This window comes from Halovenus amylolytica (assembly GCA_004015825.1).
GTDB classification, from domain to species: Archaea; Halobacteriota; Halobacteria; order Halobacteriales; family Haloarculaceae; genus Halovenus; species Halovenus amylolytica.
This window is the reverse complement of record SAYS01000026.1, coordinates 27,567-44,399: the sequence shown is the minus strand read 5'-3', so window position 1 is coordinate 44,399 and position 16,833 is coordinate 27,567. Positions and strand designations below refer to the sequence as shown.

Genomic DNA, 16,833 nt, shown 5'->3' with positions numbered 1-16,833 from the left:
CCGCTGTTGGATCGGCTAATCGAAGATGCCCAAAAAATCCATCAGCAGCGTCTCGTGCTTCAGGAACGACTGGCTACCGGTATCCAGCCAAGAACCGCAGAGGTGGCTTAGCTAAAGACGGATGGACGGATCTGTTACACGCGATTGGTCTTGATCACCTGCTCTGGATCCCGGGTGACGAATACCTCAGGAATGAGGGGATCTCAGACCGGGCAATCGACGAGTTCGTGAGTGCAATCACACGAAATTTTTACGCACAGAACCCATCTGAAATCCACGCCTTCGCCTGTCTCGTCGCGCTCGTGGGGGGAGGGACGGTCGGATCGGTGTACACAGTGGAAGGAGGGACGATCCAGTTCTGTCAGCGGCTCCTCGAACGGTCGAACGCCACGGTAAAAACCGACACGGAGATTCGCTCGATCGAAGCAGATGGTTCCACCGTCTCCGTTGCAACTGACACAGAGGACTTCGAATTCGACGTATTATGTATCGCGGCGCCACTGGAATCGGCAGATATCTCGATTGGCAGGTCCCTCCGGGGGGTCGACCTCCCGGAGGATATCGACTTCGTGCGGCTGGAATCGCAGTTCGTGGTCGGGGAGTGCTCACCGGAATACTTCGGGAGTCCCGACGCACCACCCGGATCTGTAGTCACGACGGCGGATTCGACGGAACCATTCTACGACCTACACCGCCAGCCTACCGATGGAGATACGGGACCGTACGTTTTCGCCCTGGCGTCGCGAGAACCATCCGTCCCGGTAACTGAAACGGATATATTCTACGACGTCACCGAGGTGCAGACGATCCCATGGGATGCCTATCCGGAGTTCACGCCACGGTCGGACACCGCTCCGTTCCGGCTCCACCCGAACGTCTATTACATAAACGCGATGGAGCCAGTTATCTCGGCGATGGAGACGCAGGTAATCGCAAGCCGGAACGTGTGGAATTTGATGAAAGAGACCGATTAGTCACACATAGCTGGCACACAGACCGCCTGACGGTCCTACGACAGTGCTGGTTCCTGAGAGTTCGGATGCCATAGGTCTCGTGTTCAATCGGGGACTCACCGCTGAACGAGCGTGGTGTATCGGTCACAGCAGTTCTGACAGTGATCGGGGAGTATCTTGTTCGATTGAACGAACCCTGTTGTTAATCCCTATCACTTCGGGACCCATCTTCGGTATGCTGCCCCCAGAATCCCTCGTACTTGCGGACGGTCAGGTCGTCGGTGACAGCGACCTGGCAGGCGAGTCGGAGTCCACTGTCGGACGAGTGTGGTGGGAAGTTCAGCCGGGTGCGTTCGCGACGGGATGGCTCGGCAACCTCGCCCTCGATCTCGACGGCACACGTCCCGCAGGTCGCCAGCCCGTGACAGGAGAGTGCTGTCGGGCCGTTGTGAGGCGACAGGCCGGCGTCGAGGAGCACGTCCCGAAGATTCTTACCCGTCTCGCACTCGATCTGTTCGTCCTCGAAGGTGATCGTCGGCATGACGAGTTGTTTGATTGCTGTGACATTGAGAGTTTGGTCAACCTGCAGTGCTGACCGAAAACGAGAACTCAGACGCTGTATTCGGACTCGCGGAACTGGATGTAGTTGCCGTTTTTGAACCTGCTTTTCGTCCGTTTGTAGCCGTAGAGCATCTTCAGTCCAGTCAGGCCAGCGCGGGCGGTACTGCCGATCGAATACTCGCCACGGTTGAACATCGTCCTGGCGGCACCGAACGTGCGATCCCAGTCACTCGGCTGATAATCCTGGACCAGCTCCGCCATCGTCACGTTTCGCAGGAACTCGGTATCGAGTGCGTCGCGCCACTCACTGTTGTACTGTTCGAGGTGCTCCTGAGCAGCGAGGCGACCGGCGATCTTGCCGGTCCGGACTGCCACGTGGTCGCCACCCTCGTGGAAGGCAGATGTCCCCCCCATCGCGCCGCCGACCACTGCGATCCCTGCCGCGGTCGGTGATTCGATCGGCCGCGTCGAGGAGATGGGGTAGGTTTCCGTCCCGCCACGTTTTCCGCGATCCTCGACCAGCGGGAAATCGTCCAGCTCGTAGTCGGGATACTCCCGCTCCAGAAGTCGTCGAATGTAGACTTTTCCCTGGGGGATCTGTTCGTCGTCGCGGCGGAGCAGTTCCCAGTGGTCGGGGTTGTAGTCGCCGATATCGAGACCGATCGGCATCGTCAGCCCGATCCGAGCGATGTTCTCGTCGTTCGGGAACACCCACGGGTACGCGGTGTGCCCGGGCATGATCCCCCACCAGAACTTCAGGCGGGCGGGATCGTACAGTTCTTCTGGGACCCTGCGGTGTTCCTGATACGCGATATGATTGACTTTCGTCGGGTTGAGAACGTCCGCAATCTTCCGGTCGCCGGTGAACTGATCGAGCACGTCAGTGGTGATCGTCCGCTGTGGCCCATCGGCGAGGATCAGATACGTCGCGGTGATCTCCTCACCACTCGAAAGTAGGATTCGATGCTCGTGTGTGCCGTCGATCGTCGTTTCGACGTCAGTGACACTATCTCCGATCCGGTAGCTCGCTCCCGCGGCTTCGGCTTCCTCGCGCAGCCAGTCGTCGAACTTCGCACGGTGGAAGGCGACACCGAACGCCGGATACGAGGCGTCGATGCCCGTCTGATCGATCTGGAACGACTCCGAGGGGCCGATGAAATCCGCGCCATCGAGATCTCTGAGCCGCACATCCTCGGGGATCTCCTCGGTTCCGAACTCCATGATATCGATCCAGTAGTCGAGTAATCCGGCTGCATCGGTCGAATCGGGACCGGGACCGTCGCGGTCCGCACGTGGCACTCCCTTCTCGATGACGACGGCGTTCGCGCCGTGTTCTGCTGCCGTCCAAGCGGCAGCGGTTCCGGCCGGGCCGCCACCGACGACTGCAACGTCGACACGCTCCATATCTGGTAGGCACTCTCTCGTAGCATAAATCCCCTGCCATCCCGGACAGCGACGAGTCGGAAAGAATGAATGTCAGGAGTTCAGCAGAAGCGTCTGCGTCTCTGTCGCTTGCTCGGGTGTCTCCGGTGGTTCGGTCTCTTCGAGGACGGTGAATGCAGTCTTCCAGTCGATGACACTCTCTTCGAGGAGTCTCTCGACGGCCGCCCGCGACTGTTCGACGCGACGTCTGGCTCGTTCGTACTCCTGGCGCTCGTCGGCTTCCGAGTGCTGTGCTTCCAGCGTCGCCAGTGTGGCCGTCGAGGCGTAGTACTCGTTGAGTTTGTCCTGCAGTCGCTGCCGTGTCACGAACCGTTCGACCGCGTGTTCGAGATGATCTCTCTGTGCAGGTTTCTGGACGTAGTTGTCGAACGGTGACTGGGAGAGATCGAAATCAAGCGGCTGTGAACTCACCATGATGATGCCGCCGTCGTACCCGTCCTCTCGTAGCTTCTCCGCGACATCGACCCCGTTGGGACCAGGCATATTCCGATCGAGCAAAACCAGATCGATGTCGTCTGTCACCGTTTCGATCGCTGCAAGACCGTTTTCGGCTGTCTGGACGTCGTAGTTCCCGTCCAACCACAGCGCGTAGAGTTCCCGACAGCCCTCGTTGTCGTCTACCAACAGAATACGAAGATCACCATTCATCAGTCGTACTCGTCTCGATGGATAGATCTAGTATTAAACGTACGTACGGTACAGACTGTTTCGAAACCGTTTAAACCGTTTAATCGTCGAATAAAAAGGCCGAGACTGCCAGTTTCTCGAATAAGAGAATAGTGGCGATATCGGTACACCCGTTCGGGAGCCTCGCGTCGCTACAGATAGCCCTTTTCGAGGAGGAGTTCGCCGTTTAGTACGGATGCCCCGGCAGCACCGCGCATGGTGTTGTGTGCGAGACAGTTGAACTGGAGGCCAGCCTCGGTTTCCTGGAGGCCACCGGCGGCGATTGCCATCCCGTTCTCGCGGTCACGGTCGAGGCGTGGCTGTGGTCGTTCCGGCTCTTCGAACACGTGGACGAGCTGGTCCGGCGAGCTGTGCAGATCGAGCGTCGGATACTCCCGCATCGCCTCGGCGGCAGCCTCGGCGTCTACGTCCTCGGCCGTGTCGGTCCAGACGTTTTCGAGGTGGCCGTCGAGTGTCGGAATGCGGTTACAGGAGGCGTCGACCTGTGCGTCGTGCCAGTGGATTTCCGCGCCATCGAACTCGCCGAGCAGCTTTCGGGACTCGGTTTCCATCTTGTTCTCCTCGCCGCCGATGTGCGGGATGGCGTTGTCGATGATCTCCATCGACGTCACGCCGGAGTAGCCCGCACCGGAGACGGCCTGCAGCGTCGAGACGGTGATCCGTTCGAGGCCGAAGGCCTCTTCGAGTGCAGCCAGCGGCGGCACCATCGTGATCGTCGAGCAGTTTGGGTTCTTCACGAGCGCGCCGTCCCAGCCCCGGTTGTCGCGCTGGACCTCCAGCAGGTCGATGTGGTCGGCGTTGATCTCCGGGACCGTCAGGGGCACGTCGTCAGCCGTCCGGCTGTTCGAGGAGTTCGAGGAGACGACGTATCCCTCCTCACAGAACTCCGATTCGACCTGTTCGCCGACGCTCGACGGCAGCGACGAGAAGATGATATCGACATCGTCCGGCACGCTGTCGGGGTCGGTCGCCTGAACCGTCATCTCTGCGATCGACTCCGGGATCGGCATGTTGATGCGCCATTTCGATGCATCACGGTAGGATTTCCCGGCACTCGATTCGCTCGCGGTCAGCGCGGCGATCTCGAACTCGGGGTGTGGTTCCAGCAGCTGGATGAGTCGCTGTCCGACTGCGCCTGTCGCACCGATTATTCCTGCACGTACTGTCATACCCGGTCATAGGACAACCAGTCGACTAAACAGTTTGGAAACGGTTCGCACGAACGATCGGCGGTTGACAGGTTTCAGGACAGTCCATTCTGGGCGTCGAGTGTCTCCCGTGCCGCCTCGAAATGCGCCGGTGTGACGACGATCTCGTCGACGTGGTCGGCTGCAGTCTCGGGTTCGATCTCGGTCGCGATCTCCTGGACGGCACGCATCGACGCCTCCCGGACGAGCGATTCGATGTCTGCTCCGGAGTAGCCTGCCAGTTCCGACGCGAGCGCGTCGAGATCCACGTCGTCAGCGAGCGGCGTGTCACGGGTGTGCACCTGCAGAATCTCGCGCCGGGCCGGTTCGTCGGGATCGGGTACCTCGATGTGCTGTTCGAGCCGTCCGGGCCGCAACAGTGCGGGATCGATACCCTCTCGGCGGTTCGTCGCGGCGATGACGATCAGTTTCGGGTGGTCTGCCGCCCGATCCATCTCGGTCAGGAGCTGTGAGACGACACGTTCTGTCACCTCGTTTCCGGTCCCGCGGCTCCCGGCGATGGCGTCGATCTCGTCGAGAAAGATGATCGAGGGTGCGGTCTGGCGGGCACGGTCGAACAGTTCGCGGATCGATTTCTCCGTCTCGCCGACGTACCGATCGAGCAGTTCCGGCCCCGCGACGCGGATGAAGTTCACACCACTTTCGCCCGCGATCGCCTCCGCGAGCAGCGTCTTCCCCGTGCCGGGCGGACCGTACAGGAGGACACCAGACGGCGGGTCGGTCGCCGCCGCGTCGAACAGCGGCCCGTAGGAGAGGGGCCACTGAACCGCCTCTCGGAGTCGCTGTTTGGTCTCGTCGAGACCGCCGACGTCCGCGAAGGTCGTATCCGGCGATTCGGCGACGAACTCACGCATCGCAGAGGGTTCGACACCGGTCAGTGCGGTCTCGAAATCCGTGTTTCTGACGACCAGTTCTGCCGGTTCGGGTGCCGAATCGTCAGTCTGGGCGTCCTCACCTGCGTCCGTGCTGTCGGCAGGCTGTTCACGCTCGTGTTCGATCCGCCGGATGGCGACCATCCCGGCCTCGCGGGTCAGCGACGCCAGATCGGCTCCGACGAAGCCGTGGGTCCGGGATGCGAGCGTGTCGAGATCGACATCGTCGGCAAGCGGCATGTTCCGGGTGTGTACGTCGAGAATCTCGCGTCTGCCGGCCTGTCCGGGGACGCCGACCTCGATCTCGCGGTCGAAGCGGCCGCCACGCCGGAGCGCTGGATCGATCGAATCGACGCGGTTCGTCGCGCCGATGACGATCACCTGCTCCCGTTCTTCGAGGCCATCGAGCAGTGTCAGCAGTTGCGCGACGACGCGGTTTTCCATATCCGCATCTTCGTCCCGGGAGCCAGCGATCGAATCTACCTCGTCGAGAAAGAGGATCGCCGGGGCGTTCTCCCGCGCACGGTCGAAGGCACCCCTGAGTCGTTCCTCGGATTCACCTTTGTACTTCGAGACGATTTCCGGGCCGTCGATCGTCTCGAAGTAGGCGTCGACCTCGTTCGCGACCGCTCTGGCGATGAGGGTCTTGCCACTGCCGGGGGGTCCGTACAGCAGTACACCCTTCGGCGGGTCGATCCCGAGCCGTGTGAACAGTTCGGGCTCCGAGAGCGGGAGTTCGATCATCTCCCGGACGAGATCGAGCTCCTCGTCGAGCCCGCCGATGTCCTCGTACGTCGTACCAGTATCCGAAACGTTGCCAGAGTCTTCGGCGGCGTCCTGATCTGTCTCACTTGCCGAGACGACATCCGGTTCGACCGAGACTCTGGTCGAATCAGTCACACGAACCGACCCGCTGGGAGCCGTCTCGGTGACCACGTACGGTCCGTAGCCTTCGATCCGGACCCGTTTGCCGACCCGGACGAGTCGGTCGACCAGTTTCCGCCGGATCCCCTCTGTCGACGGAGAATCGTCCGCGTGTTCGGTCGCGGGCTGGAGCGTGACCTCGTAGGCGTCTTTCACCGATGCCTTGCGGATCTGAACTGTGTCGCCGATGTTCGCGTCGATACTGGCGCGTGTATCGCCATCAATCCGGACGACGGCGTCGTCGTCGCCGCTTGGCCACACTTTCGCGACAGTGAGCTGTCCGTTTTCGAGGATCACCGGGTCGCCACTGAGGATGCCGAGTTCCCGCTGGACTGCGTTCGACAGGCGTGCGATTCCACGCCCAGCATCGCGTTTGCGGGCACCCTCGACTCGGACCTCGACGACACCATCACCGGCGGTCATATCCACAGTTAGGGCTGCAACTAGTTAATTTCCTTGCGTTTCTGAGGGGAGTCAGTGGACCGACGAACGGGCGGGCCGGGAGAAACACATATGTCACCGCAACGAAGAAACGTAGATATGGTGTCTGAAACCACCGAGGATGGGGCGACCATGTACGAGTGCGAGGAGTGTGGGATGCTTTTCGAGGCACGTGAGGAGGCCAGAACGCACGAAGAGAACTGCGACGGCGAGGGACCGTCGTACATCCAGTGAGGATTACTCGTCGGATGGAACCAGTTCGTAGGAGTGTTCGACGAACTGGTCTTCTTCGAAGATGAATACTCGGCCGTCGATCTCGTCTTCGATGGCAATCTCGGATCGGAGGTTACCGCCGCGGACGACGACACCCGGAAATAGCGTCGACTCCTCGCCCTCGGAGAGCAGGAGTCGGCCGACGCCAGTACCCCGGAGGATATCCGCTTCGGTCGTTCGTTCGTCGACGTACATCAGGACGCCACTGGCGTCCGTTTCGTCGGTCACGAGGACGTGGACATCCTTGCCGGGCGTGGTGCTGTGCGGTGACTCGACGCGCTCCGGGACACCCCGGTAGAACACTTCACGGCCATCGGTGTACTCGACGACAATCCCATCCTCGATGAGTTCCACGGAGAGTGTCGACGGTGGGACTTCCTCGAAATCGGTCATATGGGAGCATACGGCGGGCCGAATAAAAACTGCAGCAATTCACTCGTCGTCGCCGGGAAACGTGCTATTTACAGCGAGTTTGTAGACAAAGAATGCACCCACGAGCCCCGCAACCACTGCAGCCACGATCTGCTCGGGGTACCGCTGGAGGACGATTATGGCGACCGCGACGCCGGAGAGGCCAGCGCCACCGAGTGCCACCTGCCGTTGCTGACGGCGGAGAGAGGTTGGTTGCAGTGTTGGTTCGTACTCCTCGCCGTCCTGATCGTCGTCCTGTGATTCAGTGCGCTCCCCGCTTTCGCCCATAGCTGGTTCTACTGCTGGGCAGTGAAAGGGGTGTCGAGTACGGCCGAACCATCAGGGGTAAATACCGGCGTGTGAGACAGTGAGACACGATGGAAGGGCAGGCGAAAGCACCCGCAGCTGGAACGGTGCTCAACGCGCTCGCGAACGGGACCGGGTCGGCCTTCGCGATCGACGAGTACACCACCGCGACTGTAGAGTTAGCGGACATCGACGGCGTCACGGGCACCATCTCGGGTGTCGAAGACGGCGACACACGGCTGGTCGAACGGTGTGTCGAACTCGTTACAGAGCGGTTCGGCGACGGCCGGGGTGGGACGGTCGAGACCGAAAGTGAGGTTCCGATGGCCTCTGGACTGAAATCCTCCAGTGCAGCGGCGAACGCCACCGTGATGGCGACACTCGATGCGCTGGATTGCACCGACGAGATCAGCCATGAAGACGCGGCCCGAATTGGCGTCACTGCTGCGAGAGATGTCGGTGTCACTGTCACGGGCGCGTTCGACGACGCCTCCGCGAGTATGCTCGGGGGGCTGACGATCACCGACAATCGGAACGACGAACTGCTCGCCCGCGAGACACCCAACTGGGACGTACTCGTCTGGACACCGCCCGAGCAGGCGTTCAGTGCCGACGCCGACGTTGGGCGCTGTGAGATGATCGCGCCGATAGCCGATCTGGTCGCAGATCTGGCGCTCGACGGTCGCTACCGGCAGGCGATGACCGTCAACGGGCTCGCGTTCTGTGCGGCGCTCGGATTCCCGGCCGAGCCGATGGTCGAGGCGATGGCGTACACCGACGGTGTCTCACTCTCGGGGACGGGACCGAGTTTCACCGCCGTCGGCAACCGGGAGGCACTGTCCGAACTGCGCGACCAGTGGGACCAGCGGGAGGGCCGGACATGGCTGACACATACACAAACAGAGGGAACTACGACAGATGTCTGAGAATCAAGACGACACTGGTGGAATCGATCCGGAAGAGATGTCACTCGACGAGTTGCGACGGGAGATCCGCGGTATCGACCGCGAGATCGTCGAACTCATCGCGCGACGGACCTACGTCGCGGATACGATCGCACAGGTCAAAGACCAGCAGGGGTTGCCGACGACCGACGAGGATCAGGAACAGCGTGTGATGGACCGGGCTGGCGAGAACGCGAAACAGTTCGACGTCGACGCAAATCTCGTGAAGGCGATTTTCCGACTCCTGATCGAACTGAACAAGGTCGAACAAAGACAAAACCGGTAAATCGCAAGACAGCGCGGTGATGGTAGTTCTAGCAAAAGTCCATTTAAATAGGGTATAAATCAACGAGGCAGAAAAGCAGTAGACAACTCAATTGAAAAATTCACCAGCTGACACTAATCGCGTGCGGAATACAGGACTCAAATGTTCCACGAGATTCGGCCCGATCTGCGAAGGAAGGAATCGCTCAGTACAGGCGGTGCAGTGATTGACGAGCGGCAAACATATCGGCGATCAATCAGAATCGGCGCGCAAGACTGAGAGCGTGTCTGCAACGGAGCAGTTCACGCCATCTGTTGCGATTGGAACGGTCCGGACGATTCCTCTGCCCACAACCGGCAGTCCGCTGAAGGTCCCGGTAGCGGCAGAAACATATATGCCAGGACCTCAAATTCCGGGTCGAGATGGATGAAGAGGGTGTCGTGGGCGGGTATACCGGGATCCTCGTCCGCTACAGCCGGGTCCTCGGACTGGCACTCGTGCTCACGACAGCAGTCGTCGGCGCGGGGGTCTTGGTCGCGGACAGCGGCCTGGAGATTACCCCTTTCGAAGTCGATTCCCCGGAAGAACGTGCCTACGAGGACGTGCAGTCGCGGTTTGTCACCGACGACCGGTCCTACAGCCAGGTGGTCGTGCGCGAGAACGGGAGCGAAAACGACACGCTGTCTCCCGAACGTCTGCTTGAGACCCTGGCACTCCAGGAGGCGATCCGAACGAACGAGACGGTAAACCGGACGCTCTCCGGGACACAGCCGACCATGGGCGTCGCGAACGCGATCGCGATCAGTTCCGACCCGCGGATCGGGTTCGATGGAGCGCCGCCGATCGACCTCCAGGTCGGCGTCCTGGAAAACCGAACGGACGAACTGAACAGGCGGGTCCTCGGGCTGTTACTCGCCGGGGACGTCGAAACGCCCGGGGACCAGCCGCCAGTGTCCACGCTGCTACCCGAGGAGTACGATCACGGGAACGCCACCGCGACCGCTCAACTGATCGTCGTCGTCCACGACGGGGGCGCGAGCGACGCAGCGCTTGCCCGGGCACAGCGGACAATCGAGACGCTCGCGGGCGAACACGTGTCGGCGGAGACGTTCGTCGTGGGACGGGAACTGGCCGTCGAGCGGGGGGCCGCGGCGACCGGCGAGAGTTTCCGACTGGTCGGTCCGCTCCTGCTCGTGGTCGTGGTGGTGCTGTTGTCCGTCGCGTACCGCGATCCGGTGGACGTCGCGCTGAGTGTGCTCGGGATCGGACTCGTACTACTGTGGACGGCCGGACTCGCGGGCTGGCTCGGCGTTACGTTCACGCAACTGCTCGTCGCTGTCCCGGCTCTGCTGGTGGGACTCTCGATCGACTACTCGCTGCATACGGCGATGCGCTACCGCGAAGCACAGAGCGCTGATCGATCACTGCCAGCCGATACGGCGATGGCCCGTGGTCTGGGCGGCGTGCTCCCGGCGATCGCCGTAACGACCGCGACCACCGCGATCGGTTTTCTCACCGGGCTCTTCAGTCCGATCACGATGCTCCGTGACTTCGGGGTGGTAGCCGCGCTGGGCGTGTGTTCCGCGCTGATCGTCTTCGGCGCCCTCATCCCGGCGCTCAGACTCGAGATCGAACGACTGCGTCCGGGCGAGTCCCGGCGGTTGTCAGTGGGTTCGCTGCCCAAGCTCACGAGACCCTTGCGGGTCGTTGCCGTCGCGGCCGACCGCGCACCGGTGTTGCTCGTGGTCCTGGCCGTCGTCTCCGCCGCCGGCGCGGTCGGCGCGGCCGAACTGGATACCACGACCGACCGGAACGACTTCCTGCCCGAGGAGCCACCGGCGTGGATGGACGTGCTTCCCGGACCGCTTCAGCCGACGGACTACGGAATCAGGTCCGACGCGGCGTTCGTCGCGGACACCTTCCAGGATCCCACGGATCCGACCGTCGATATCCTCGTCACCGGGAACGTGACCGATCCGAGCACCCTTATGGCGGTCTCCGAGGCCGCGGGTCTCGCAAACGAGTCGTCGGTTACGGTCGAACCCGTCGACCGCTCCGGGACGGTTACCGGACCGATGACTGCCATCGAGACCGTGGCGGACAACGACACCTTCGCGGGCCTCGTTGCGGCGTCCGACACTGACGGCGACGGTATCCCGGATCGAAACCTCACAGCGGTGTACGACGCCGCATTCGAAGGTGCGCCGGAGACGGCGGGGGAAACCATCGCCCGCGGTGACGGCGGCGAATACGAGGCGCTACGGCTGGTGGTAACGATCGACGAGGACGCCGAAGGCGCGGTGTTGACCCGGGAGATGCGGTCGGTCGCGGCGCGGATCGACGCGGCCCCGACGGCGAGTGCTGTGGCGACCGGCTTGCCTGTGCTCGATCACCTCCGCAGTCGGGCGATCCTCGAGACTGTGCTATCGGCGTTGCTGGTGGGTCTCGGGGCGATCACAGTGTTGCTAACGGGCGTGTTCCGACTGCGCTGGGGATCGTGGATACTCGGCATCGTCGCGGTCGCGCCGGTAGCGCTGTCACTCGCCTGGCTGATCGGTACCATGTCTCTGCTTTCGATCCCGTTCAACGCCGAGACGTCGCTTCTCGCCGCGATTTCTATCGGCATGGGCACTGACTACACCGTCCACATTACGGAGCGATACCTTCAGGAGCGCCACGAAACCGGCCGACAGGAGGCGCTGAAACGAACGCTGGTGGAGACCGGTGGGGTAGTGTTCGCAAGCGCCGCGACGACTGCGGGGGCGTTCGCTGTCCTGTGGCTCACCCCCGTGCCCTCGCTACAGCGGTTCGGGGTCGTTACTGGACTGGCGATTTCTTTCGCCTTCCTCGCCAGTATCACTGTCCTTCCCGGACTACTCGTCCTATTGAGCAAACGAGAATAGACGCCGCGAAAAATGTTTAGAAGATTATGTAAGAAATAATATATAAAGGGAAGTATGTCTTGTATAATAAGGTACTGCTTAATAGTTTCATAATTTATAAGCCAACTCATTATATAAGATTAAAAATACATTTTTTTATCGGCTTTTGTCTCGGTTATTAATTTTAGATTTCGTGAAATTGCGAACTTTTATGTGGTGGGACTATGATGGTCTGCCTATGTCGAACTCCGACAACGACCCAACGGGAGAGGAAGAAACACCCTCAACCGAAGAATTCGAAGGGCTACCGACGTTTCCCGCAGGGACGTCGAACGTTCACCGTCGTCGACTGCTGAAGGCGATGGCCGGCGGGAGTACTGTTGCGGTCGCCGGGTGTCTGGGCAACGGCGACGAAGACGGGGAAGATGACGGCGACGAGGACGACGGCGGTGACGACGGAGAGGAAGAACCGGAACCAGCCTCGTTCGAACTCAGCAACCTCGATCCCGAAGAGGCGACCGTCGAGGTCGGAGAGACGATCACGGTCAGCGCCGACGTGGCGAACACCGGCGAGGAGGCGGGAACGGCGACCGTCAACCTCGCCATCGATGGCGCGTCCCTCGCGAGTCAGGACGTCGAGGTCGAACCCGATGCCACCGAGACAGTCGAGTTCTCGGCGGGCACGGACGGGTTCAATACCCGGGAGTACGCCCACAGTCTCAGCCTCGACGACCAGGAACTCTCAGGGACCTTCACGCTCGAATCGTCCTACTGGGCGGCGGACACCCAGACGGCGTATGCCGAACAGGAGACCATGCGCCCGGACGTCCGTCCGGACACGCTCGTGAAGGACATCAACGTCCAGGTGGCGTTCAACGACGAGGAGATCATCTTCCGGTTCCACTGGGACCAGCCCAACGAGGGCGGGTGGCTCCACGACATGCTCGTGTACAACGGTGTGGAGTGGGTCAACCACCAGAACTGGGACCCGTGGAACCTCGACGAGGAGGGCGCACCCGAGGGCGCTATGCAACACCACCAGGGGATGTACGAGGACCGCCTCTCCTTTATGTGGGACGACGGCACCGTCGACGGCTTCGAGAACTTCGGCGGCTGGATGACGGTCATGGAGGGAGTGCGCCGTCTCCCCGGTGAGGCGGCCTCCGACGAGGTCACGGATCATCCCTTCTTCGGCGAGGACGGCGAGTCGGCGAACTCCTCCGGTAAAAGCGACATGCGGAAGTACATCCCTCAGTCCCGAAACGGGGAGTGGTGGGAACACGACTGGGACGACCCCAAATCCCAGGAGGAACTCGACCAGATGCTCGAAGACGGCGAGTACCTCGACTTCCCGATGTGGCGGGCCCACCGCTCGAACCCCGTCGGGTTCGGGACCAACCACTACGTCCTCGAGTACCGTAACGGGCAGGTCGAAGGCTCGAACACCTACGGGTCCCAGAGCTGGGATCCCGAGGCCGGTCCCGAGTACATGTTCGACCCCGACATCGTCGAGAACGGGGCGATGGACTACAACGAGATCATCACCGACGACAACGAGCCCGGTCCCGGCATTCCCGACCAGCAGGACTACGAGCAGTACGCACTGCTCGATGGCGAGAACGTGGTCGATTTCGATCCCGAGGTCGCCGAGTTCGAGGGCGCGATGATTCCCCGCCGGGTGCTGAGCGAGCCGACCGAAGGCGGTCGTTCCTGGCGCGCAGAGGGCGTCTGGGAGGACGGCACCTGGACCGTCGAGATGCGCCGCGACCTCGAGACGGAGTACGTCGACGACATGGACGTCGAGGAAGGCGAGGTCTACACCTGGTCGCCGGCCATCCACCACGGTTCCTCACAGCGCTGGCACTGGGTCGCCTACCCCTACAAACTCGGGCTTGGTGTCGAACCGGAGTACTACGGCGAGACCGAACACGGGGCGACCGAACTGGTCGCCGAGAACGTCGAGGACGAACCCGACTGGGAAGACGTCCAGACCTACACGATCCCGCTCATGTACCCCGGGATGGTCGACTGGACGTGGCTGACCAACGGCGAGCACCCGCGGGTCGACGAGGTACGAGACGCCGAGATCACCATCTGGGAACACCACGACGAGAACCCCGAGGACTTCGCCCAGCGGATGATCGACCTCGAGGAACTGATGGCGGCGCGGAAGTAACGCCTTCCGCGAGTGCGCCCCGACGCCGAGGGCACTCACCCGACGCTCTCGGCTCTTCGATCGACCGTCCGACCCTCTCGAGACACGACCAACTGACCGACACTCAAAGGAAGATACATGTACGACCGGATAGCCGGCCTTCGCGTCGCGCTCGAGACCGCCGGGTTCGAGCGGTTCGAGGCCGCCTGTGAACACGACGAGAAAACGATCCGCGAGCGCCTGCTGGGCCGGGACGACGTAGAGGAGGCACTGGTCATCCGGACCTGCCAGCGCTACGAGGTGTACGCAAGCGGGAGCGGCGCACGCTCGGCCCTCTCGACTACGGCAGCCGAACTCGGGATCGGCATGGCGGACGACGAGCGCACGCTGGTCGGTGAGGCGGCAGTCGAGCACCTCTTCCGGCTCGCCTGCGGGCTCGAAAGCGCCGTTCTCGGCGAGGACGAGATCCTCGGCCAGTTCCGGGACGCTCACTCGCGCGCCAGCGAGAGTGGCGCGCTGGACGGGACGCTCGGGCTCGTCGTCCGCAGAGCGATACGCGCGGGCAAGCGCGCCCGGACGGAGACTGTGATCAACGACGGCCGTGTCTCGCTGGGAAGCGTCACCGTCGACCGCGTCCGGCAGGAACTCGCGTCCCGTCCCGACGCCCCGGACACGCTGGCGGATTGTTCACTGCTGCTCGTCGGGGCAGGAGAGGTCGCCGAAATCGTCGTGAGCGCCGTTGCGAGCCGGCACCCTGCCGTGTCACTCACAGTGGCGAACCGGACGCTGGGGCCGGCCGAGGAGTTGGCCGGTCGCGTCGGGGGCGAGGCGATCGAACTGGACGAACTGAGTGAGGCGGCTTTCACCCGCGCGGACGTGCTTGTTAGCGCCACCGGTGCGGACCGGCGCGTCGTCACCGCGACGGACCTGGCGGGACACGAACTCGTCGCGGTCGACCTGGCGAACCCACGAGACGTAGCCGTCGAGGTGGAGGACCTTCCCGGTATCAAACTGGTCCGCATCGACGAGGTGCTCTCGACCCGCGAGGACGGCCTCGCACGGCGGCGCGGGGCGATCCCGGCAGTCGAGGAAATCATCGCCGCGGAAATCGAGCGCCTCGACGAACGGACGCGAATAGCACAGGTCGACGACGCGATCGGTGACCTGTACGCTCGCGCACATACGATCCGCGAGGAGGAACTCGAACGGGCACGTAACCGCCTGGCCGAGTCCGAGGACGAACTGACAGCACAGCAGGCGGCCGCAATCGAGGACTTCTCGACTGCCCTCGTGAACAAACTACTCCACCCCGAGACGGAGACGCTGCGCGAGGCGGCCGCCGCCGGCGACGAGGTGACAGTCGAGGCCTGGCTCGACCTGTTTTCCCGCGCGACGAACGCTGCCGTGCCCGAGCCTGAGACCACGGACGAAGACGGCGGCGGTTCGGAGCGGATCGAACAGGGGAGTCGGTGATCCCTCGACCGTCGCGAGGAGTCCGACGTCACCCCGGTCGGTTCATCGGATACCGCTCCTGTCGATGTCACCGATCTCGGCGAACTGGAAGCTCCGTTCCCCGTCGACAACTACGTCGGTAAACACCGCGTCACCGGTCGCTTTCATTCCAGTGAAGTCGGCGTCACGGCGAAACCGGACGGATTCGAACGTGACGTCCGAGTTGAACTCGGTCCGGACGAACGTCGCGTCGCCGTCGAACTCGGCGTCGCTGAAATCGGCGCCCCCGCCGAAGCGGGCGGACGCGAAGGTCGCTTCCCCACCGAACCGTCCGTTGTGAAAGTCGACAGCGTCAGTGAACGTCGCACCCCGGAAATCGGCCCCGCCGTCGACACGAACGTCCTCGAACGATGCGAGCCCGGTGAATTTCGACCGCTCGAACGATGTCCGGCCTTCGATACGCGCGCCCTCGAAGCTCACCTCGCGGTCGAACCGGACCGAACGGAAGTCCGCCTCGCGCGCTAACACCCCGTCGAAGCGGGTCCGACTCCCGAACGTGGCGCCCAGAAACCCCGCGTGCGTTTCGAGTTCCGAGTCGCTGAACGTCGCGGCGGCATCGAAACGTGCACCCAGGAGGTACAGGTACTCGGCGTCGAGGCTCGCGTTCGACCAGTCGAACGGCCCCGCGAACGTCGCGTGTGAGAGATCGATCCCACCGACGGTCCGTTCTACCGACCGCCGGTCCGCCGGCAACTCGAAGGCGCCAAAGCGCGCTCCGAGTAGTTCCAGGTCGCCGTTGCTGGTGTTCGCGACGGCATCGAGGAAAGCGTCGACGACAGCCCCGTCCGATTTGCGCTCTACTGGCAGGTGAAACGGACAACGCTTCTCCCCCTGTCGTGGTTCGTGGGGACACCGCCACACCCCGTCCGCCGTGAGTTTCCGCTCCTGAACGTAGCACGTGTCGTCCTCCGTTCCGTCCCATGTCTCGGGATCGTCGGGATCGAGTACGTACGTGCAGGTCCCTGTAGACATACGCGAGTTGAGGGAGCCTGGTGT

Annotated in this window: 15 protein-coding genes; 7 read left to right on the top strand and 8 right to left on the bottom strand. The window is 62.4% G+C overall.

Features of this window, described 5'->3' with window-relative positions; all coding sequences use genetic code 11:
* Positions 1–131: 131 nt before the first annotated feature.
* Positions 132–974, top strand: coding sequence for an FAD-dependent oxidoreductase (locus EOW68_RS16870; RefSeq protein WP_431359023.1), 843 nt, complete (start codon positions 132–134; stop codon positions 972–974).
* A gap of 181 nt (positions 975–1,155) precedes the next feature.
* On the opposite strand, the gene EOW68_RS16865 is transcribed toward EOW68_RS16870, so the two are convergent.
* From EOW68_RS16865 to EOW68_RS16845, 5 genes are all read right to left on the bottom strand, one after another.
* Positions 1,156–1,494 (bottom strand): 2Fe-2S iron-sulfur cluster-binding protein, encoded by a 339-nt coding sequence (locus EOW68_RS16865; protein ID WP_128226336.1) that lies wholly within the window; start codon positions 1,492–1,494, stop codon positions 1,156–1,158.
* 68 nt (positions 1,495–1,562) lie between these two features.
* Positions 1,563–2,918, bottom strand: a complete 1,356-nt coding sequence (locus EOW68_RS16860; RefSeq protein ID WP_128226335.1) for an NAD(P)/FAD-dependent oxidoreductase — start codon at positions 2,916–2,918, stop codon at positions 1,563–1,565.
* A gap of 72 nt (positions 2,919–2,990) precedes the next feature.
* The gene (locus EOW68_RS16855; protein ID WP_128226334.1) at positions 2,991–3,605 is read right to left on the bottom strand and encodes a response regulator; all 615 of its coding nucleotides are present in this window, start codon (positions 3,603–3,605) and stop codon (positions 2,991–2,993) included.
* Between the two features lie 170 nt (positions 3,606–3,775).
* The gene (asd, locus tag EOW68_RS16850; protein WP_128226333.1) at positions 3,776–4,813 is read right to left on the bottom strand and encodes an aspartate-semialdehyde dehydrogenase; all 1,038 of its coding nucleotides are present in this window, start codon (positions 4,811–4,813) and stop codon (positions 3,776–3,778) included.
* 74 nt (positions 4,814–4,887) lie between these two features.
* A complete protein-coding gene (locus EOW68_RS16845) occupies positions 4,888–7,071 on the bottom strand; it encodes a CDC48 family AAA ATPase (RefSeq protein ID WP_128226332.1) in 2,184 nt (727 codons plus the stop codon).
* 117 nt (positions 7,072–7,188) lie between these two features.
* Between EOW68_RS16845 and EOW68_RS18970 the strand changes: the two genes are divergently transcribed.
* The gene (locus EOW68_RS18970; RefSeq protein ID WP_431359022.1) at positions 7,189–7,323 is read left to right on the top strand and encodes a DUF7128 family protein; all 135 of its coding nucleotides are present in this window, start codon (positions 7,189–7,191) and stop codon (positions 7,321–7,323) included.
* A gap of 3 nt (positions 7,324–7,326) precedes the next feature.
* Here EOW68_RS18970 and EOW68_RS16840 read toward each other — a convergent pair whose 3' ends face one another.
* Both EOW68_RS16840 and EOW68_RS16835 read right to left on the bottom strand, forming a co-directional pair.
* Positions 7,327–7,755 carry a DUF5796 family protein gene (locus EOW68_RS16840; RefSeq protein WP_128226331.1) on the bottom strand — a complete coding sequence of 143 codons (429 nt, stop codon included), beginning with the start codon at positions 7,753–7,755 and terminating at the stop codon, positions 7,327–7,329.
* Between the two features lie 39 nt (positions 7,756–7,794).
* Complete coding sequence (locus tag EOW68_RS16835; RefSeq protein ID WP_128226330.1) at positions 7,795–8,061, bottom strand: hypothetical protein; 267 nt, start codon at positions 8,059–8,061, stop codon at positions 7,795–7,797.
* 89 nt (positions 8,062–8,150) lie between these two features.
* On the opposite strand from EOW68_RS16835, the gene EOW68_RS16830 reads away from it, so the two are divergent.
* From EOW68_RS16830 to hemA, 5 genes are all read left to right on the top strand, one after another.
* Entirely contained in the window at positions 8,151–9,005 is an 855-nt protein-coding gene (locus tag EOW68_RS16830) for a shikimate kinase (protein ID WP_128226329.1), read from the top strand.
* Positions 8,998–9,309, top strand: coding sequence for a chorismate mutase (locus EOW68_RS16825; protein WP_128226328.1), 312 nt, complete (start codon positions 8,998–9,000; stop codon positions 9,307–9,309). Before EOW68_RS16830 ends, EOW68_RS16825 begins: the two co-directional genes overlap by 8 nt.
* Before the next feature lie 401 nt (positions 9,310–9,710).
* Positions 9,711–12,191 carry an efflux RND transporter permease subunit gene (locus EOW68_RS16820; protein WP_128226327.1) on the top strand — a complete coding sequence of 827 codons (2,481 nt, stop codon included), beginning with the start codon at positions 9,711–9,713 and terminating at the stop codon, positions 12,189–12,191.
* A gap of 217 nt (positions 12,192–12,408) precedes the next feature.
* On the top strand, positions 12,409–14,346 hold the full coding sequence (locus EOW68_RS16815; RefSeq protein WP_431359021.1) for an ethylbenzene dehydrogenase-related protein: 1,938 nt from the start codon (positions 12,409–12,411) through the stop codon (positions 14,344–14,346).
* 117 nt (positions 14,347–14,463) lie between these two features.
* The gene (gene hemA, locus EOW68_RS16810) at positions 14,464–15,798 is read left to right on the top strand and encodes a glutamyl-tRNA reductase (RefSeq protein ID WP_128226325.1); all 1,335 of its coding nucleotides are present in this window, start codon (positions 14,464–14,466) and stop codon (positions 15,796–15,798) included.
* A 42-nt stretch (positions 15,799–15,840) separates the two neighbouring features.
* Here hemA and EOW68_RS16805 read toward each other — a convergent pair whose 3' ends face one another.
* Complete coding sequence (locus EOW68_RS16805) at positions 15,841–16,809, bottom strand: pentapeptide repeat-containing protein (protein ID WP_431359020.1); 969 nt, start codon at positions 16,807–16,809, stop codon at positions 15,841–15,843.
* Positions 16,810–16,833: the final 24 nt, after the last annotated feature.